This window comes from Rossellomorea sp. NS-SX7 (genome assembly GCF_052828565.1).
Genome location: NZ_CM128249.1, coordinates 258,956 through 278,084 on the forward strand (window position 1 = coordinate 258,956; position 19,129 = coordinate 278,084).

At 45.3% G+C, this 19,129-nt stretch carries 21 protein-coding genes; 16 read left to right on the top strand and 5 right to left on the bottom strand.

All coding sequences use genetic code 11. The features are described from left to right. Window positions 1–117: 117 nt before the first annotated feature. Both ACUXV2_RS01205 and ACUXV2_RS01210 read left to right on the top strand, forming a co-directional pair. Window positions 118–417, top strand: a complete 300-nt coding sequence (locus ACUXV2_RS01205) for a DUF3817 domain-containing protein (protein WP_446245250.1) — start codon at window positions 118–120, stop codon at window positions 415–417. A 32-nt stretch (window positions 418–449) separates the two neighbouring features. After that, window positions 450–722, top strand: a complete 273-nt coding sequence (locus ACUXV2_RS01210) for a DUF1450 domain-containing protein (RefSeq protein ID WP_446245251.1) — start codon at window positions 450–452, stop codon at window positions 720–722. A 300-nt stretch (window positions 723–1,022) separates the two neighbouring features. On the opposite strand, the gene ACUXV2_RS01215 is transcribed toward ACUXV2_RS01210, so the two are convergent. Beyond that, window positions 1,023–1,475, bottom strand: coding sequence for a DUF2269 family protein (locus ACUXV2_RS01215; protein ID WP_446245252.1), 453 nt, complete (start codon window positions 1,473–1,475; stop codon window positions 1,023–1,025). Between the two features lie 117 nt (window positions 1,476–1,592). Here ACUXV2_RS01215 and ACUXV2_RS01220 point away from each other — a divergent pair, with 117 nt between their 5' ends. Beyond that, on the top strand, window positions 1,593–2,306 hold the full coding sequence (locus tag ACUXV2_RS01220) for a 5-formyltetrahydrofolate cyclo-ligase (protein ID WP_446245253.1): 714 nt from the start codon (window positions 1,593–1,595) through the stop codon (window positions 2,304–2,306). 44 nt (window positions 2,307–2,350) lie between these two features. Here ACUXV2_RS01220 and ACUXV2_RS01225 read toward each other — a convergent pair whose 3' ends face one another. From ACUXV2_RS01225 to ACUXV2_RS01235, 3 genes are all read right to left on the bottom strand, one after another. Beyond that, window positions 2,351–2,908, bottom strand: a complete 558-nt coding sequence (locus tag ACUXV2_RS01225) for a beta-class carbonic anhydrase (RefSeq protein ID WP_446245254.1) — start codon at window positions 2,906–2,908, stop codon at window positions 2,351–2,353. 35 nt (window positions 2,909–2,943) lie between these two features. Then, window positions 2,944–3,441, bottom strand: coding sequence for a hypothetical protein (locus tag ACUXV2_RS01230; protein ID WP_446245255.1), 498 nt, complete (start codon window positions 3,439–3,441; stop codon window positions 2,944–2,946). Between the two features lie 90 nt (window positions 3,442–3,531). Next, window positions 3,532–4,197: a cobalamin B12-binding domain-containing protein gene (locus ACUXV2_RS01235; RefSeq protein ID WP_446245256.1), complete on the bottom strand. Its 666-nt coding sequence runs from the start codon at window positions 4,195–4,197 to the stop codon at window positions 3,532–3,534. Window positions 4,198–4,635: 438 nt separating this feature from the next. Between ACUXV2_RS01235 and queF the strand changes: the two genes are divergently transcribed. From queF to ACUXV2_RS01290, 11 genes are all read left to right on the top strand, one after another. Continuing rightward, window positions 4,636–5,133, top strand: a complete 498-nt coding sequence (gene queF, locus ACUXV2_RS01240; protein WP_446245257.1) for a preQ(1) synthase — start codon at window positions 4,636–4,638, stop codon at window positions 5,131–5,133. Window positions 5,134–5,306: 173 nt separating this feature from the next. Then, window positions 5,307–6,170, top strand: a complete 864-nt coding sequence (locus ACUXV2_RS01245; RefSeq protein WP_446245258.1) for a TVP38/TMEM64 family protein — start codon at window positions 5,307–5,309, stop codon at window positions 6,168–6,170. A 75-nt stretch (window positions 6,171–6,245) separates the two neighbouring features. Further along, entirely contained in the window at window positions 6,246–7,145 is a 900-nt protein-coding gene (locus ACUXV2_RS01250) for an EamA family transporter (protein WP_446245259.1), read from the top strand. Between the two features lie 353 nt (window positions 7,146–7,498). Then, the gene (locus ACUXV2_RS01255; protein ID WP_446245260.1) at window positions 7,499–8,347 is read left to right on the top strand and encodes a YitT family protein; all 849 of its coding nucleotides are present in this window, start codon (window positions 7,499–7,501) and stop codon (window positions 8,345–8,347) included. A gap of 186 nt (window positions 8,348–8,533) precedes the next feature. Beyond that, window positions 8,534–10,204: a DUF2339 domain-containing protein gene (locus ACUXV2_RS01260; RefSeq protein ID WP_446245261.1), complete on the top strand. Its 1,671-nt coding sequence runs from the start codon at window positions 8,534–8,536 to the stop codon at window positions 10,202–10,204. Between the two features lie 81 nt (window positions 10,205–10,285). Next, the gene (locus ACUXV2_RS01265) at window positions 10,286–10,399 is read left to right on the top strand and encodes an RAxF-45 family protein (RefSeq protein ID WP_098151160.1); all 114 of its coding nucleotides are present in this window, start codon (window positions 10,286–10,288) and stop codon (window positions 10,397–10,399) included. 314 nt (window positions 10,400–10,713) lie between these two features. Further along, window positions 10,714–12,597: a ribosomal protection-like ABC-F family protein gene (gene abc-f / locus ACUXV2_RS01270; RefSeq protein WP_446245262.1), complete on the top strand. Its 1,884-nt coding sequence runs from the start codon at window positions 10,714–10,716 to the stop codon at window positions 12,595–12,597. Window positions 12,598–12,715: 118 nt separating this feature from the next. After that, window positions 12,716–13,396: a VanW family protein gene (locus ACUXV2_RS01275; RefSeq protein WP_446245263.1), complete on the top strand. Its 681-nt coding sequence runs from the start codon at window positions 12,716–12,718 to the stop codon at window positions 13,394–13,396. A gap of 26 nt (window positions 13,397–13,422) precedes the next feature. Then, window positions 13,423–14,256, top strand: a complete 834-nt coding sequence (locus ACUXV2_RS01280) for a VanW family protein (protein WP_446245264.1) — start codon at window positions 13,423–13,425, stop codon at window positions 14,254–14,256. Between the two features lie 95 nt (window positions 14,257–14,351). Continuing rightward, the gene (locus ACUXV2_RS01285) at window positions 14,352–14,879 is read left to right on the top strand and encodes an N-acetyltransferase family protein (RefSeq protein WP_446245265.1); all 528 of its coding nucleotides are present in this window, start codon (window positions 14,352–14,354) and stop codon (window positions 14,877–14,879) included. A 160-nt stretch (window positions 14,880–15,039) separates the two neighbouring features. Continuing rightward, on the top strand, window positions 15,040–16,113 hold the full coding sequence (locus ACUXV2_RS01290; RefSeq protein ID WP_446245266.1) for a nitric oxide synthase oxygenase: 1,074 nt from the start codon (window positions 15,040–15,042) through the stop codon (window positions 16,111–16,113). 220 nt (window positions 16,114–16,333) lie between these two features. On the opposite strand, the gene ACUXV2_RS01295 is transcribed toward ACUXV2_RS01290, so the two are convergent. Next, window positions 16,334–16,573 carry a hypothetical protein gene (locus tag ACUXV2_RS01295; RefSeq protein WP_446245267.1) on the bottom strand — a complete coding sequence of 80 codons (240 nt, stop codon included), beginning with the start codon at window positions 16,571–16,573 and terminating at the stop codon, window positions 16,334–16,336. A gap of 325 nt (window positions 16,574–16,898) precedes the next feature. Between ACUXV2_RS01295 and ACUXV2_RS01300 the strand changes: the two genes are divergently transcribed. Both ACUXV2_RS01300 and ACUXV2_RS01305 read left to right on the top strand, forming a co-directional pair. Then, the gene (locus tag ACUXV2_RS01300) at window positions 16,899–17,684 is read left to right on the top strand and encodes a divergent polysaccharide deacetylase family protein (protein WP_446245268.1); all 786 of its coding nucleotides are present in this window, start codon (window positions 16,899–16,901) and stop codon (window positions 17,682–17,684) included. A gap of 223 nt (window positions 17,685–17,907) precedes the next feature. After that, window positions 17,908–19,002 carry an amidohydrolase gene (locus ACUXV2_RS01305; RefSeq protein ID WP_446245269.1) on the top strand — a complete coding sequence of 365 codons (1,095 nt, stop codon included), beginning with the start codon at window positions 17,908–17,910 and terminating at the stop codon, window positions 19,000–19,002. The last annotated feature ends 127 nt before the right edge of the window (window positions 19,003–19,129 follow it).

The window sequence follows — 19,129 nt, forward strand, 5'->3', positions numbered from 1 at the left end:
AACGAAAGGCGGGAGTTACGAAAAACTGAAAGAACCAATGCTTACCGATATAAGTCCCGTCCCATCAATGATATAATGGAGCTGTTCGAACAGATTACCAGAGAGAGGTTTTCATATATGCTTAATACAACGATAGGACGTTTCCGGTTAAGCGGTTTTGTCGAAGGCGCATCATTATTGATTCTATTATTCATTGCCATGCCGCTGAAGTACATGGCAGGATTTCCAGAAGCCGTTACGGTCGTCGGCTCTTTGCATGGTTTCTTTTTTGTTGTCTACGTGCTGGTCATCGGATATACGACTTTAAAAATCAGATGGTCCTTCAAATGGGTGTTCAGTGCTCTTGCAGTCGCATTCATTCCGTTTGGCAACTTGATTTTGGACCGGTACATTAAGCGGTCGTTTCCTGTACAATAAGGATAGAACTTTTAATAAAGGATGTTTTACCGGTGAACTTAATCAATCAGCTTTTTTCCAAACGAAAAAAGGCCACCATCGAATTTTGCGAGAAAAACCTGGATCGTTTTTTAACAGAAGAGAATATGTCCGAATACAACCAGTTCTTGAGCCAGAAGAACATCACCTATAAAGAATATGAATGTCAAAGCAGATGTAAGGAATGCAAGTTGTCACCTTATGCACTCGTGAATGGGGAATTCACTCCCGCGGAGAATTCTAAAGAATTATTGGAAAAAATGAAAAAGCATGTTGATCAGAAATAAAACCGCACAGGAGCTGTGCGGTTTTATCTTTTAGTATAAGAAAAAGGTTATTGTCCAGCTCCGGCGGCTAGAGGCTCGAGACATAAGCCATGCCAGCCAAAAAGGCAAAAAACGCCTTTATGGCCGCCCTGTCTTATGCTTGTCGCCTCTGAGCAAGCCGCCTCCGCTTTTCTTATTGTCCAGCTCCAGGGCTTAGAGGCACATGTCATAAGCCAAATCGACCAAGAAGGCAAAGTGCGCCTTCATGGCCGATTCGTCTTATGCCACCCGCCTCTGAGCAAAGCCCTTCCGCTTTTCTTATTAAAACGGTTTAATCGACATTAATATGATAAGAATGATAGCAGCACTATGTATAATGATGTTATAAGGTTTTAACTCGGCGTTGATTTTGCCATAAGATGCAGGGACGTCTTCGCCTTTGTGGGCATGGATGATCTCGGCCATTTGTTTTACCTTCCGCGGCATGATGCCTGCAACGATGAATTGAACACCGATGTAGATGGCGATCGAAGCGATGTACCAGCCGGTTTTAAAGAGATAGGGGTTGATGACTCCCATCATCAGGCCTGTGATCAGAAGCACAATGCTCCCGACTTTTGCGAAGTTTTCAATTTTTTTGCTGAGGTCGAGTGAGTATATTGCCTGATGGGCTGTTTCAGGTGTCTTCATTACGACCGGCATCGCAAAGCTTGCGCCAAGTCCCGCAACTGCCGCCACCACATGAATCAACACGATGATACCGTAGAGTGACATGTTATTCACCTCCAATTAAGGAAATTTGTGCAGGTATAATTGTATAGTAAATATGTCATGTTTTCCATGGTTTTCTAGGAGAAAGTACCCTATTTTACAAATAAAGGAGGAATGAGGATGAGAACAAAGGATGAAATTCGACACAAAGTCTGGAATGCCCTGACCGAAAAGAAACTTGGACGGTTCCCGTTTCCACTGGTCAACCGCATCCCGAATTTCAAAGGAGCCGAAGCGGCAGCCAAACATGTGCAGGAGATGGATTTTTATAAAGAAGCGAAAGTCATTAAAGTGAACCCAGATGCGCCTCAGCTGCCTCTCAGAACCTCCGTCTTAAAAGATAAGAAAACGCTTCTGATTCCGACACCGCGTCTGAAGGATGGGTTTGTCATGATCAAGCCTGAATGGGTGCCGCATGGTGAGGAGCGAAAGGCTGCGAGCATCAAGCATATGAATTCATACGGAAAAGTGGTTCCGCTGACGGATATCCCTCAAATCGACCTGATTGTCGTAGGGTCGGTTGCCATCCACAGCGACGGAAGAAGGCTTGGCAAAGGGGAGGGATATGCTGATAGGGAATATGCGATCCTGCGTGAAATCGGCAACAAACCGGTACCCGTCATCACGACGATCAATAGTGAACAGCTGGTAGGGGATGATATTCCGAGAGACTCCTATGACCTGTCTGTTGATTGGATTTTTACCGAGAAGGGCGGAGTCGAGACTCATACTCCTTATGAAAAGCCCGGGGGAATCGAGTGGGACCATGTCAGTGAGGATGAGATGGAGAAGATGCCGATTTTACGGGAGTTGAAGGATTTCTCTAGTAAGTAAATAAAAGGACCCGTCTGTTAAAAAGAAGACGGGTCCTTTTAAAATTAATATCCTTCCACAACCAAATCAAGCTTTCCGGTTTCAGGAGAGATGACAAGGCCATGAACAGGGATGTTTTTGTCCATGAGAGGGTGATTTTTGATCATATCCACACTGTGGGAAACACTTTCCTGAACGGAGCTGAAGCCCTTCAGCCATTCGTGAAGGTCGATCCCCGAGTAGTTAAGGGTATTTAGTGTATCTTCATCAATACCCCTGTCTTTCATTTTCCCGATGATCTGTTCGCTGTTGATGGCGCTCATTCCGCAATCGTGATGGCCGATGACCAGTACCTCATCTGCCTGCAGTTCATACACTGCCACCAAGAGGCTTCGCATGATACTTCCATAAGGATGAGCCACAACAGCGCCTGCATTTTTGACGACTTTTACGTCACCGTTTTTCATATTCATTGATTTAGGAAGAAGCTCAACCAAGCGGGTATCCATGCACGTCAAAATAACGAGACGTTTGTCTGGAAACTTAGTCGTTTGATATTCTTCATATGATTTTTCTTCAACAAATTTCTGATTGTACTCAAGTAAATTTCCAAGTAAAGTCATATTCGATTCTCCTAACTCTGAAATGATGTACTCCTTCATTGTACATTTTTCATAAGCAGAATTTCAATTTCTTTCACTTTATCCATGACTTCTTCCCTATTCCACTCACTTGTATTGGAGAGTTTCATATAGAGTGAAGTGACACTCGCTAATACTTCTCGGTGGTTCGTATCTTTTCTGATGATATTCGATTCGCCCAAGCGGTCAAACAGGCCGTTCATCTGCTGTGAAACTTTGTGATACTCGTTGTCTTTCGAGATGACAGCCATATGGAACCGCTGCTGGATAACAGAGAATCGATAGAAAAGATCCACAAGTTCAAAGGAAGAATGTTTTTTTAGATTCACTTCCATCTTGCCGGACAGCTCTTTATGGATGATGCGCGCAAATTTAGGAGAACTTTCTTCTTCAAGGACCGATAAGAAACTCTCTCCCCGCTGCAATAGTGAATAGCCTGTTTCAGAGGCATCAAGGACATTCAAATTCCTATCTAATATAAGATAGGGAATCGGGCAAAAATCTAGATTTTCCACAGTATCCCTCCTTGTGGAAGGTTAACGGACACCATTGCCCTGTGAATTTCCGAGTCCATCGGAGAATTCGGGTAATTGTGAGAGAAACCTTTAGGTTGATATTTTTTCCTCCAATAGAGCAAGGAATTGTGCAGCGTGTTCTTCTAAATAGTCATTTAACTCTCGTAAATCATGTATGGTCGTGATAGAATCCTTTTTTAAAAAATCCAGGTTGTAGTGGGAAATGAGCCTGCCGCCAACCAAAATCTTGATGTCGGGCTGTACCTTCTCAATTTCCTCCAGACAATTCCTCAGCTGCGGAATAGTCGTTGTCATACCGATTGATATCGCGACAGCCTGGGGTTTCCAGGCTCTGACGAAAGTCACCGCATCCTTTACGGGAACATTCGCTCCGAGGTAACGGGTATTCCAATGCTGTTCTTTAAAGATTTCATTTGCAAGTTCCAGCCCCAAACTGTGCTGCTCGCCTTCGATACAGAATAAAAGTCCTTTCGGGCGGCGTTCTGACACCTCGTATGGGGTGTAGACGCTTGCAAGTAAATATTTCAACGTAGCGGTAGCTAAATGCTCATCAGCCACCGTGATTTGATTTTTCTCCCAAAGATCACCAATGCGGTACATTGATGGTTTGACAACCGATTCATAAAAAGTAAGCGGATCTGCTTTTGACTGAATCGACGATGAGTAGAGTTCTGTTACCGATTGAACATCACCCTTCAGTATTGCCTTGGTAAATGCGGGGACAAGCTGCTTCATTTCAATTTAAACCCCCTAGAAAAATTGAGGAAAGACAACTACGTATATATTCCACGTATAATGTAGAATTCCTCTTTGATATCGTATCTGATATTTGGCCGTTTATATCCATGAAAGGGGTGAAGTGCCCCGAAATGAGACAACCATATTTGATAATGGAAACACTAAGAGAATATTGACTTTCTCCCTATTCTTATTTATGATAACGACTGTACCACTATAAGTCGCTCACATTCATTGAGAGAGGTTCATAGCATTAACCCTCTATAAAAAACTATGTTTCTATGAAGCTGATGGCTGCTGGATGCTGAAAAACCTTCATCCATTAAGCGTAACAGTCGATAACAATAATTGCAAAATTACTGATTGTTACTGTCCATCAAAGGCTAATGCTATGTCCTCCTTTAGTTTGAGTACAATTAAAGGGAGGATTTTTATATGTCAGGAAGAAAAGATGAAGAATTAACAGATATTACCTTGTTGGGAAATCAAGGGACAAGCTACTTGTTCGAATATGCACCGGAGATTCTCGAAGCCTTCGATAATAAGCATCCGAACCGGGATTACTTTGTAAAGTTCAATTGTCCGGAGTTCACAAGTCTCTGCCCTAAAACGGGTCAGCCCGACTTTGCGACCATTTACATCAGCTACATCCCCGATCAAAAAATGGTGGAAAGTAAATCACTGAAACTCTACCTGTTCAGCTTCCGCAATCATGGTGATTTCCATGAAGACTGCATGAACATCATCATGAATGACCTGATTGAACTGATGGATCCACGCTACATCGAAGTATGGGGGAAATTCACGCCGAGGGGCGGAATCTCCATCGATCCGTATTGTAATTACGGAAAACCAGGTACGAAATATGAAACAATGGCGGATCACCGCCTCATGAATCATGATTTGTATCCGGAAAAGATTGATAATCGATAAAAGATGCCGGGGGCCCGTCCCTCACCGCTTTAAAGCGGTGAGGGACGGGCCTCCTGTTTTATGAATTCAGTCCAGGGTCGCAGGCCATTTTCATACTTGAGCTTGTGTCGGGGGTACCGGCTTTTTTTTACAATATAGTGGAAAGTCATTATAGATGAGAAGAAGTGGTCAGTATGAAAAATAATCCTGTTATTCCTTTATTTATACATCTGCTTCTGGCAGCATTGGTTGTCACTTTGTTCACGATGTTATTGCCAGACCTGAAGTCGTTTGTGAAACAAGCAATTACGTACTTGATGATCAGTGTCGTGGCAATTGAGGGCATTTCCTTGTGGAGGAAGCAGCACACTTATATAAAGGTCTCGCGATTGGTTCTCTACAGTCTGGTAAGTACAGTGCTTTTGTTCCTCCTCATTCACTACATTACAGCATTCACTGCGCTGGTGGATGCCAAAGGGATTGAGTCAGTTCTTATGGAATTCGATTCTGCCGCTAAGTTCATCTTCATCATCATCTGCTTTTTTCAGCCGATTCTCCTTTCCCTGCCGGAAGCGATTACCGTACCGGCAGGAAGCGCCGTGTTCGGATCTTTCACGGCCGCTTATCTAAGCTATATCGGTACAACCTCTGGTATTGCTGTCATGTTCTTTATTGCGCGGTCCGGAGGGAAGAAGTTGGCGGAAAAGCTGGTGAAAAAGAAGCATCTGTTGAAATACCAGGAATACACCGCAAAAAGCGAAACGGCCTTTTTATTTTTACTATTTATTTTTCCGATCCTGCCTGATGAAATCATTTGTATAGGGGCAGGTCTAGGGAGTGTTTCAATAAGAAAATTCTTAATGATTGCGTCCCTCTCCAAATTAATAACGTCTATATTACTGGCATACTCGGTTTCACTTGCTGGCCATCTATCTTTAGAGCCGGCAGAATCTGTCTTTTTAATCTCAATAATCCTTGCCGTCCTTTACTCGATGACTATATGGATAAAAAGAAGATGGATCAATGACAGCACCCCATCATTGAAAAGTGAAGAATAAGCCGATATTTCTATTGCCGAAATATTCTCCCCGGATTATACTTGCTTGAGACATAGGTGAAGAGGAGGGAGCAGGATGAAACCAATTAACGCATCTCTATGTGTACTCGTCGGAGCAAGCAGCTATGGCATCCATGCATCTGTGGTGAAGCTTGGTTTTGCGGAAGGCTACACAGTCGCGGAGGTGACCGGAATCCAGTATTTATTCGGGCTGTTGATGCTGCTAACGGCTTTTCTTTTTACCCAAAAAGTGAAAGTTTCGCTAAAACAGGTACTCTCATTGTTCGGAATCGGGATATTGCTCGCACTTACCGGCGTTTTTTATGGTCTGAGTCTGAGTCAGGTGCCGGCGACGATTGCCGTTGTCATGCTATTTCAATTTACATGGATCGGGCTTATGATCGAAGCCCTTCATTTAAAAAAATGGCCGTCCAACAAAAAGCTGGTATCGGTTGTCTTCCTTTGGTTGGGGACGCTGCTGGCAGGAGGGCTGGCTTCTTCAGGAGGCTTCAATTGGTCTGAGAATATCCTTGGGATTCTGTATGGGTTTGCAGCAGCCTTCACGTTTGCTCTCTTCCTATTCTTGAGCGGAAAGGTAGCAAAAGGGGTGCCGACCATTCAAAAAAGTTTGATGATCACGTTTGGCGGCCTATTGGTTGTGATTTTGGCGCTTCAGCCTTCTTTTATAAGAGAGCCGGCGCGGTTGATTGAGATGGGGGAATTTGGACTGGTGGTGGCAATCGTCGGAACGATCTTTCCGGTTGTGTTCCTTGCGATCGGTTCGCCGCATCTTGATTCCAGCATCACGACGATTCTCGGTGCAGCGGAATTGCCGGCAGCGATCGTGTCCGCCATGTTGATCCTTCATGAGCATGTCACGGCGGTGCAGATGGCGGGGATGATCCTCATCTTGATCGGAATTGCGATTCCTCAAATGCATTTCAAGACCATGCATTCTGGAAAACAATATAGTTAGGTTGTGGGGCTCTCTTCTTTATGGGAAGGGGGTCTTTTTTGTAAGGCAGCAATTTAAATAAGAATAAGTGGTGGTGAATAAGTATTTGAGGATGAAAAAACGTCGTGTTTAACTTTGATCATTCAAGATCGAAGTCAGCGGAAATACAATTGTCCCTATAAAAAAACACAACACCAAATAAACCCTCGACCCTATCAGAGAGGGATATGCAAACCCTTGCAATTTTCACAATTATTAAACCTTATTTTTTTGACCGCATTCCCTTTACAAAGGGTGTTTATGGGCTTTATAATCCCGTTGTTCAATCATTTACGGAAAAACCAAAAATACTAAAAATAAAGGAGGTTGCGGTGATGCGACAAAGATTATTTTCCTTCTTGATGATGAATCTTGGTGCGTTCCTTGTATCCATCAATGTTCACTTTTTCTTATCGCCAAATAATTTAGCGACAGGGGGAGTCAGTGGATTGTCGATCATCATGAACGATTTGTTCCCTGGTTTATCTCTGGGTCTGTTCATGGTTATCATTAATATTCTGTTGTTTATTGTCGGGGTCATTTTTCTTGGATTCAACTTCGGTGCAAAAACAATCTATGCCAGCTTTGCGCTGTCATTCTATGTATGGCTGCTGGAAATCGTAGCACCTATGAGTCAGCCGCTCAGCGATGATATCCTGATCCAGTTGATCATCGGTCAATGCATCGCCGCAACCGGCATGGCGATCGTGTTTCACCAGCAGGCATCAACAGGCGGAACAGATATCCTTGCGTTGATCTTTAATAAATATTTCAATATAGAAGTAGGCAGAGGAGTCTTGCTGGCTGATCTATCCATTGCGCTTTCCTCTGCAATACTTTTCGGCCCGCAGGTTGGTATGTATGCGTTCTTTGGTGTTATCCTGAACGGACTCGTTATCGACTATACCCTGCAGCAGTTCAATTCAAACAAGGAAATTGTCATCATCAGCAAATACAGTGATGAAATCAAATCCTTCATCGTGCACGAACTTGGAAAAGGTGCAACGATCCATACGGCAAAAGGAGCGTTCACTTCTGATGAGAAAGAAGTGATCACCACGATCCTCGGCCGTAAAGATTTCTCCAAATTGAGAGGGTTCATCACACAGATTGATAACCGTGCCTTTATCACGGTGCATACGATGAATGAAATATTAGGACAGAATTTTAAGAGATTGGCATAATGTTTGGAGCTCCACCCCTGATTTGGGGTGGGGCTTTTTTGTGGATGTGCCGTATTTTAGAGGGACATTTTTTAATAATCTCACATGAATATCATCAAACACTTAAAAACAAACTCGAAAAATATCTAAAAAAGAAAGGAAATATCTCAAGCCGTCCTGTATAAATAACAGTAAGGAGGTGGGAGTATGGAAAGAGAAGAGTTAGAACGGCTGGAAAGGCGCGTCGGTTCGCTTGAAAGGGAGTTGAACCTCGTAAAGATTCAGCTTATGAAGGCGAAGCATGGAGCAGACGATCCCGCGCCGGTCGGCCAACAGAAAGAAAAGCCTCATGTAAACAAGTCAGATGCCGTCCAGTTGGCCCAAGGACCCGTCCCGGCCAAGTCAAATGCTGAAAAACCGAAAGAAGCGTTTGATTTCTCAGTGGAACGCTGGCTGCCGAAAGTGTTTTTATTTGTTCTATTAATCGGAAGTGTGTGGGGATTCATGGCGGCATCCCAGAACGGATGGCTGACCCCGGGATTCAGGGTGCTGACGGGCGCTGTTGTCAGTATTGCAATGTTCATCCTTGGTGAGCGATATAGTAAAGATCAGCGCAAGTTGGGCATCACCCTGTTATCGGGAAGCATTGTCCTTGCTATCATCACTCTATTCTCTGCTAATATTTTGTACGGGTTCATCCCGGGAGTCGTGACGAACCTCTTGTTATTGTTGCTCATTTTGACAGGATTATGGGTTTCACATAAGCATGCATCCCAGCTGATCCTGTGCTTGATCGGAGTCGGTGCCTATTTGTTCCCGTTCATATTTGCCGGGGATGCGAGGAGTGAATGGTTATTCTACGGATATCAGCTGTTGATGTTCTTTGTGCTGGTCACCTTCAGTACATGGAAAAGATATCGCATCGCCTGGAATATTCATTACTACCTGCTGTATTTCACCCTGTTTTTCTTTGCGGCATTTGGAGTCGGACAGATCACCTTTACAATCCTGATTCCGTTTGCCATCCAGCATGCGTACATTTTGCTGCTGATCGTCCTCAACCGGAATGAGCGGGTCAGTGCGGAAATGATCCCTGCGGTCGTTTCGGGCACTTTCATCCTTCTTGCATTGTTGAACGATCTTTATGCCCTTACGGGGATACCGCTATATTATTACGCCATCTTCGCAGCGGTATATATCGGGATTTCATTCCTGGAGCCCGCTGAGAAGAAGAAGACGAAGGACGTCCTGCTTGTACTCGGATTCCTTCATGTCCTGTTATTCATTTTCGGCTGGCTGGATTATGATTGGACGTTCATCCTGGTCGCGCTTCAGGCAATGGCATTGTTATGGCTTGCTGGAAAAAGGAAGAGCCATATCAGTCTGGCGGGGTCCATCATTCTTATCCTGTATGCGCTGCTTGGTGTGGGATTCGGGCCGTCTTATGATTTTTTGAGCGTGGAGCTTCCGATTTTTCTCATCGTTTTCGGATACTTGTATCTGCTTGACCATTTTAGAAAGACAGGCGCAGCCTTTAGCTGGATCCCAGTGATCCTGTTAAAATCGGCGCTGACGATCATCGCGTTCTCCTTCGTGATGAGAGCGACTGATTTCACCGTCATCGGCTGGGAGTACACGCCAAGAACGACGGCATTCACGGTGGCCATTGCAATCCTTTCAATTGTGTACCTTGTGGTGGGGGAAAGCAGGAAGGATGCCTTTTACCGCTGGGCCGGAATCGGTTTCCTTGCGCTGGCATTGCTGAAATTCTTCTTTGCAGATCTGGTGTTCCTTGACTTTACGATCCGGGCGATGATCCTCATCCCGATTGGTATCGTCGGTCTGATACTGTCGCGGATTTTGTACAAAAAAAGGTAATACAAGTTGCAAAAGCTTTCTGAATAATTATATAATGACTGTATACACTATCGTGAAAAGGAAAAGGAGGTGGAATTTGAGATGAATCGTTCTGTTGGATTGCGTGGTAAGTACTTAGATTTTATTTATATCTGCCGTGCAATTTTTCATGCATTTGCATTCAAGGGGACACGTATGCCCTTTTTCAGCAAATGAATATGAATACCACTGAACGGTAAGAGGTCTCAGGTTCCAACCACTTTTCTATAAAAGGATCGGAAATGGAGAGCGTCTTAAGCTCTCTTTTTTCATGCCATTTATTAAAAAGCCGCGAGAGAAGCCTTGTCTTACTTGCGGCTTTTTTCTGTCCGCACTTAAGGCTTTTTCTGGGCGCATCGGCTTTGGCCGCGCTTTGCAAGGAGTCTGCCTTGTATGGTGAAGGTGCGGCTGCCCAAAGGAAATGTATGTGAGAGAATTCATACAAAGAGCCTCTTACCCGTAAATAAATGAATTTGAAAGGAAGAGGAAAGATGATACTTTGCAGTGCACAGGAATTAAGTAAAATGTTTGGCGGGAATTTGATATTTGAAGAATTATCGTTTGAAATCCCTGAAGGGGCCCGCATCGGGTTGGTCGGACGGAACGGTACAGGGAAGACGACCATTTTTAAGTTATTGTCAGGGGTGGAGACGCCTGATACAGGACTCGTTCATTTAAAGAAAGGGGCCAAGGTCGGCTATCTTGCCCAGATTCCGCAGTATCCGGAAGGGACGAGGGGATTAGATGTATTGAGGTCGGCGTTTTCTGACCTGCTTGAAACCGGGGAGCGATTGAAGGAACTCGAGAGCAAAATGGGAAGTGAGGGAGATCCCGACAAGTTGAACAGAATGCTTGAGGAGTACGGGAAGCTGCAGGATTCGTTCACACTCTCCGGCGGCTATGAGATTGAAGCAAACATCGCGAAGATCTCGAATGGACTGGAAATCAATGAACTGTTGGAGAAAGACTTTAATCAATGCAGCGGCGGTGAGCAGACGAAGCTATGTCTCGGGCTGATCCTGCTTCAGAAGCCTGACTTGCTGCTGCTGGATGAACCGACGAACCATCTCGATATCGGGGCGGTCGAGTGGCTTGAGGACTTTTTGAAAGAGTATGAAGGCACGGTCATGTGTATCTCGCATGACAGATACTTTCTCGACAATGTCATCACCAAGGTGTTTGACCTGGAAGATGGAGAGTTGACAATTTATCATACGAATTACTCCGGTTTTGTAAAAGAGAAAGAAGAACGGCTTCTGCTGGAGTTCCAGGCATATCAGGAGCAGCAGAAGAAAATCAAGAAAATGAAGGAAGCGATCAAAAGGCTGAAAGAATGGGCAAATCAGGCAAATCCCCCGAATGAGGCACTCCATAAGCGTGCGCGCAATATGGAGAGGGCACTTGAGCGGATGGAGAAAATCAAGCGTCCGATCCTTGAACGAAAAAAGATGGGGCTTGAGTTTGAAGAGACGGACCGAAGCGGGAAAGTGGTTTATTCCATGAAGGCCGTGGCTAAGTCGTTCGGTGAAAAAGCATTATTCACAGATGCCGATATGCTGGTCCATTTCAAAGACCGTACGGCGATCGTCGGGCAGAATGGGACGGGGAAATCCACCATCATTAAAATGCTCCTCGGCGATCAGGAATGGGATTCAGGTGAAGTGAAAATCGGCAGCAATGTGAAGCTCGGGTATTTGTCCCAGCATTTTACCGTGGCAGATCCAAATGCGCGCCTGATTGATGCATTCCGGGAAGAGGTTGCGGTGACGGAAGGGGATGCCCGCCATATCCTAGCTAAGTTCCTGTTTTATGGACCGAATGTATTCCGGAAGGTGGGGCAGCTGAGCGGTGGAGAAAAAATGAGGCTCCGGCTGGCGCAGTTGATGCATCAGGACATTAACTTCCTGGTGCTGGACGAACCGACGAACCACCTGGATATCGATTCGAGGGAAGTGCTGGAGGATGCCCTCGAAGACTTCAAAGGTACGATTCTCGCCGTTTCGCATGACCGCTACTTTTTAAATAAATTATTTCATAAAACGTATTGGATTCATGACCGGAAGCTATACTCATTCCAAGGGCCGTACAGTTGGGCTAAAAAGAAGCTGGCTGAACTGGCACCGGAAAAAGAGGAAATGGCAGTGGTTAAAAAGCAAACGGCTCCTGTTCGTAAAAAGGAGGAGCGCCCTGACCCGCCCATTTCCATTGAAGAGGTGGAAAAAGAGTTAGAAGAGTTGGAGGCGCAAATCTCCATGATTGAAGAAGAGCTGCTGGCTTCGACGGATTTGGAAGTCCTCCAGGAGCTGTATAGAGAAAAAGAAAAGCTGGAAAAAGTAAGAGATGAAAAATACGAACTGTTGGAAAAGTGTTTGTAGGAATGAGGCAGCCGCACCTATATTGGACGGCTGCCTTATTTTTTATGAATTTTAAATAGTCAGAATTTACTAAGGGTTATATAATGAGGTAATAAATGGATAAACAAAGGGTGGTTCAATGTTTAAATCTTTGGAGTATCAGCCTAAAAAGAGATCCGCGTTCAGGGTATTCCTCGGAACCTGCTTTTACCGTACAAAAAGGTATATCGAGTGGCTGACGTCGAATGAAACGTTCACTAAAACAAGAGAATCGGATTTGAAGCAGCACGTCATTCATTCTCACCGCACGCCGTTATACAGGAAGCTGAAGGATGTGGACATGTGGTACCAGGACAATAAGGTGAAGAATTTAAAGATTGCTGTCCGTGAGCTGGACAAGGTCGTCATCAGGCCCGGAGAGACATTTTCTTATTGGAAGCTGCTTGGAAACACGACAAAACGTAAAGGATATGTGAATGGAATGGAATGGAATGGAATGGAATGGAATGGAATGGAATGGAATGGAATGGAATGGAATGGAATGGAATGGAATGGAATGGAATGGAATGGAATGGAATGGAATGGAATGGAATGGAATGGAATGGAATGGAATGGAATGGAATGGAATGGAATGGAATGGAATGGAATGGAATGGAATGGAATGGAATGGAATGGAATGGAATGGAATGGAATGGAATGGAATGGAATGGAATGGAATGGAATGGAATGGAATGGAATGGAATGGAATGGAATGGAATGGAATGGAATGGAATGGAATGGAATGGAATGGAATGGAAAAAAGGGTTATATGATGAGGTAATAAATGGATAAACAAAGGGTGGTTCAATGTTTAAATCTTTGGAGTATCAGCCTAAAAAGAGATCCGCGTTCAGGGTATTCCTCGGAACCTGCTTTTACCGTACAAAAAGGTATATCGAGTGGCTGACGTCGAATGAAACGTTCACTAAAACAAGAGAATCGGATTTGAAGCAGCACGTCATTCATTCTCACCGCACGCCGTTATACAGGAAGCTGAAGGATGTGGACATGTGGTACCAGGACAATAAGGTGAAGAATTTAAAGATTGCTGTCCGTGAGCTGGACAAGGTCGTCATCAGGCCCGGAGAGACATTTTCTTATTGGAAGCTGCTTGGAAACACGACAAAACGTAAAGGATATGTGGATGGAATGGTTCTTTATTACGGCTCCTTTAAACCGGGGATCGGAGGAGGGCTGTGCCAGTTATCGAATCTGATTTATTGGATGACGCTTCACACGCCGCTGATTGTCACCGAGCGCCACCGCCACAGTTATGACGCATTCCCTGACAGCAATCGCAGGCTTCCGTTCGGAAGCGGCGCCACATGTGCCTATAACTATTTGGATTTGAAAATCAAAAACAATACGAGCGAGACGTTTCAGCTGCACGTGTATCTGACGGACGAATCCCTTGTCGGGGAATGGAGATCGACCTCGCCTGTCCTCACCCATTATGAAGTGTATGAAAAAGAACATAGTATCTCACATGAATATTGGGGCGGCTACTTGAGGCATAATCAAATTTTCCGGAAAGTGTTCAACAAGGCCGGTCAACAGATCGATGATGAGTTCATCACGGAGAATCATGCACTGATGATGTATGAACCATTGCTTGAACAGAAAACCGGCAGCAATCCCTGATGAGCGGCCTGAGCGGGATGGATTTTCAGAATAACCTCCATCCTTTCATCAAACACTAAAGGGTAAGAAAACATCAATGGATACGAGGAATGACAATGATAAAAGACGTGACATCTTTAGAATTAAAAAAAGCAACGAATGAACAACTGGATGAGATTACAGCAGTTTATCAGAGAAGCAAGAAGGATCTGGATGAAAACGGACTTCTTCAGTGGGATGATCACTATCCAGGCAGGGAGTACTTTGAAGAACAGATCGGATACGGGGATTTGTACTGCCTGTATTCGGATGGAGAGCTGTCGGGGGCGGTGACTTTGAATACGTGGCAGGCCCCTGAATGGAGCGAGATTCCGTGGGAGTATGATGAGGAGCTGGTGGTTCATGCTTTGTTCCTGGATCCGATGAAGCAGGGGAAGGGGCTAGGTACCCGCTTTTTGGAGAAGTGTGAGGAGTATGCAGCTGAAAACGGTTATCTCAGTATCCGGCTGGATGCATACGCACGTAACGAAGGGGCCAACTACTTGTATGAGAAATTGGGGTACGTATACAGAGGGTCGGTCTATTTTACTTCAAAGCCTGAAGGTCATCAGGAATACCGCTGCTATGAAAAGTTACTGAGATAGGAAGGGGATTGTACAGATTCTGAAAGTCCTGCAACTGTGCGGGGACATGGTGCCTGACCCGGTGCCCGGGCGTTCATTTTTTGTACAAATGTACCAGGTTTATAGGGATTCCGACATGATATACTTGGGGTACAGTTTATGATATGAGGAAGCGGTAGGATTGAATGAATTAGTTGCAGAGGCAAAAGCCTTTATCGAGCAGTTTTATATAGAAAGTGAAAAGTCCGGTGTCGAGGTGCGTTTGCAGCAGGTTGAAGAGGAAATCGCCGAAACCGGCACCTACATCCATACAAAAGAAGAGCTTGCATTCGGGGCAAAGCTGGCTTGGCGGAACAGCAACCGCTGTATTGGCCGCTTGTTCTGGAATTCGCTGCATGTGTTTGATGAGAGGGGAGCTTCATCGGAAGAAGATGTGTTCCGAGCCCTCGAACGCCACTTGGAGTTTGCTTCCAATGAAGGACGGATCCGGCCGGCTATCACGGTGTTCAGGCCTTCACAGCAGGGGGCGCCTGACATCCGTTTGTGGAATCATCAATTGCTGAGATATGCAGGATATCAAGAGGGCGACGCCTATATTGGAGATCCGCATTCGATTGACTTCACAAAAAAATGTGAGGAGCTGGGATGGAAAGGGGACAGGACGGATTTTGACATTCTGCCTTTCGTCGTCCAAATCGGAGAGAACCTGCCTCAGTGGAAGCCGGTCAGGAAAGAGCTCGTGCTGGAAGTTGATTTAAGACACCCGGAATTTGAATGGTTCAGTGACCTTGGTCTCAAATGGTACGGGGTGCCAATCATCTCGGATATGGAACTGAAGATCGGAGGAATATCCTATAAAGCGGCACCGTTCAACGGCTGGTATATGGAAACGGAAATCGGAGCAAGAAATCTGGCAGACGTTGAGCGGTACAATCTTCTCCCCAAAGTCGCAAGCTGCATGGGTCTTGATACATCAAGGGCCATTACGCTTTGGAAAGATAAGGCGCTTATAGAATTGAATATCGCGGTGCTACATTCCTTTAAAGAAGATGGTGTGAGCATCGTCGATCACCATACTGCTGCCCAGCAATTCCGCCTGTTTGAACAGAATGAGCAACATGCCGGTCGTGAAGTCACAGGTGACTGGACATGGCTGATTCCACCTGTGTCACCGGCGGCGACTCATATTTTTCACAAAGCTTATGATAACACGTGGAAATCGACGAACTATTTTTATCAGGATAAACCATATTGAAATGGAAAGCTGTTTTCTGAGCGTATCAGGGAACAGCTTTTTTCTATGGAATTACACCTTTTGTGTGCCGCTTGCAGAAGGGGAACGGCATGGAGTTTGAGAAAGTGGGACAGGTACAGGGAGTGGCACCGGGGCAGGTTCGGTGTACTCGGTATAAGCGATATCCCGAACCGCGTTGCAAAAACGACAAGGGGGATCTGTCACTGTCCTCTATCCACGATTAACAGTAAGGCGAAGAACCGTCCATCCCTTTCTTTGACACCTCGTAATACCGGAACCAGAAGCGGAACTCATCAAATAGGATGGATCGATCAAGGGTAAAGTGGTCAAAGAAATCCTCGAGGTGCTCTGCCTCGCTTTCATCCAGCAAGCCGGTTACATAAAGGGGTGTTTTAAATCGTTTATATAAATCTTCATGGCCATAAAAGTGAAACAGATCCTCCATTTGCTGTTCAGTCATGGTTTCATCACTCCTTTTTTCTAGGATTGGTCAGATTTGAGTGATTTATCCATGGGGAGAGTGGTGTTGTTCGTGGTGTGGATCGTTGAGCAAGGGGTACGGGCATTGTATGTGTCGCTGGCGTTGCTGCGAGACAAATTATGAGCCGTTTTCACAATTTAAGATCCTGTTCGTGAAAATATGATTTTTTGTGGAAAAATCTCTATGTTCAACATCCGAATGATACTCGGCCGGGTCCGCTCCTGCAACATACATTTCAATAAAAAATTCATCTCTTAAATTCCATCTGGATTGGACATCTTAAAGGGAAAAGGAGTGATGAGGGATGAGAAGTTTATTCATTTGTCTGTCGGTTATTTTATTGGTGCAAGGCACGGCAGAAGCAAGGAATATCCTGCCGCTGCCGGCCCACCAAAAGGAACTGGCCATTGTGATCGACGACCTGGGGAATGATATGAAGGGGACAGCGGAAATCCTCCATCTGCCAGTGACGCTGACCCTTGCCATCATGCCGTTTTTACCGACGACGAAGCAGGATGCAGAAGAGGCGCACGGGCTGGGTCATGAGGTGATTGTACACCTCCCGATGGAGCCGGTGTCAGGAAAGGCAAGTTGGCTCGGACCTGGAGCGGTCACGACCTCATTATCAAATGAAGAGATCCGGAGCAGGGTGGAAAAGGCTATTGAAGATGTTCCTTACGCCGTGGGCATCAATCACCATATGGGATCGAAAGCGACAGCGGATGAGCGAGTCATGAGAATTGTGCTCGAGGTATGCAAGGAGAAAGGACTTTTCTACCTTGATAGTAAAACGACAGGCAAGAGTGTGGTCCCGAAGCTTGCGAAGGAACTTGATGTCCCCTATCTTGAAAATGAATTATTCTTCGATGATATTTACACGCTGAGTCATATCGGTAAGCAGGCAAAACGCCTGTCGCAAGAATTGGATGAGGATGAACGGACGATCGCGATCGGGCATGTGGGCGTGACCGGGATGAAGGTTGCGGTGATGCTGAAGGAGTTCATACCGCTTTACGAGAAGAAAGCGTCGATTGTACCACTGTCAGATTTGATACCTGAATATCATTTGATTGATGAGAGCATGCCTTGAGGGGTGTGCTTTTTTGCATGTCCAGCTCCGGCGGCTGGCCCTCCAGGTCATAAGCAATAGGAAAAATAGGCAAAACAGCGCCTTTCCTGCCTATTCATCTTATGCTTGTCAAAGTTGAACGAGCCGCTTCAAGCTTTTCTTGTTTTAAAGGGTTTGAGCCAAAGAAGGATTTTTCCTTTCGTTCTCAGAATACATAGTGAAAAGGAAAGGAAGGAGAATGGGTATGAATGTTGAAAAACAGATGTTAGATTGGTTCACTCATTTCCACGCTCACCCTGAAGTGAGCTGGAAGGAGTATGAAACGACGAATAAGATTGCAGGGATCCTGGATGGGCTGAATGTGAGCTACAGGAGGTTTTCAGATGTGACAGGTTTGATCGCCGAGATCGGTGAAGGGGATGAAGTGACGGCTGTACGCGCAGATATCGATGCCCTGTGGCAAGAGGTGGACGGGGTGATGCAGGCGAATCATTCCTGTGGTCATGATGCTAATATTTCGATGGTTCTCGGAGCGCTTCTTTATTGCCTTCAGGAACCGCCAAAGGACAAGCGGATCCGTTTCATTTTTCAACCTGCAGAGGAGAAGGGGAATGGATCGCTTACCATGATTGAGAAAGGGGCACTTGAGGATGTCCGTTATTTATTCGGGGTTCATTTGAGACCGAAAGAAGAATTGGATTATGGATCCTTTTCGCCTTCGGTTCATCACGGGGCAGGCATTTACATGGAAGGGAAAATAAAAGGGGTGGATGCGCATGGTGCGAGACCCCATCAGGGGAAGAACAGTATCGATGTGTTGGCGGCCATTCATTCATTTTTAAAAACGATCTATTTGTCTCCATTTGAATCTTATTCTGCAAAACTGACAAAGCTCGCTGCAGGAGGGGAGAATCTAAACATCATTCCTGGAAATGCCGAGTTTGCAATCGATGTACGTGCCCAGAAGAATGAGGTGCTGGAAGAAATACAGCGCCGTCTCCAGGAAGGGATCGATGGCATTGCCAAGTTGTACGGAGTCACGATTGAGTATGAATGGACAGATTATACGCCTGGAGCGGAAGTGTCGGGGGATGCTGAGGCCATCACGAGGGAAGCGATTCGATCCATCGCGGGTGAAGAAGCTTTGGCACCACCCGTCATTACATCCGGCAGTGATGATTTTCATTTTTACACGATCAAGCATCCGGAAGTGAAGGCGGCGATGATCGGGGTCGGTGCGGATTTGACTCCCGGGCTGCATCATCCGAATATGACGTTCAATATTTCTGCTCTGGACCAAGCTGCAAAAATATTGGCTGCGACGTTGAAGATGGGATAATTTGATATGGAAACGGTACCAAAAACGGATTGACTACTCCAACTTCTGCCCTTATGATACTCATATAGCGACTATTTAACGACAATTGGAAATAGTCAAAAAACAAAGGGGTTTCAAGGGGGAATTT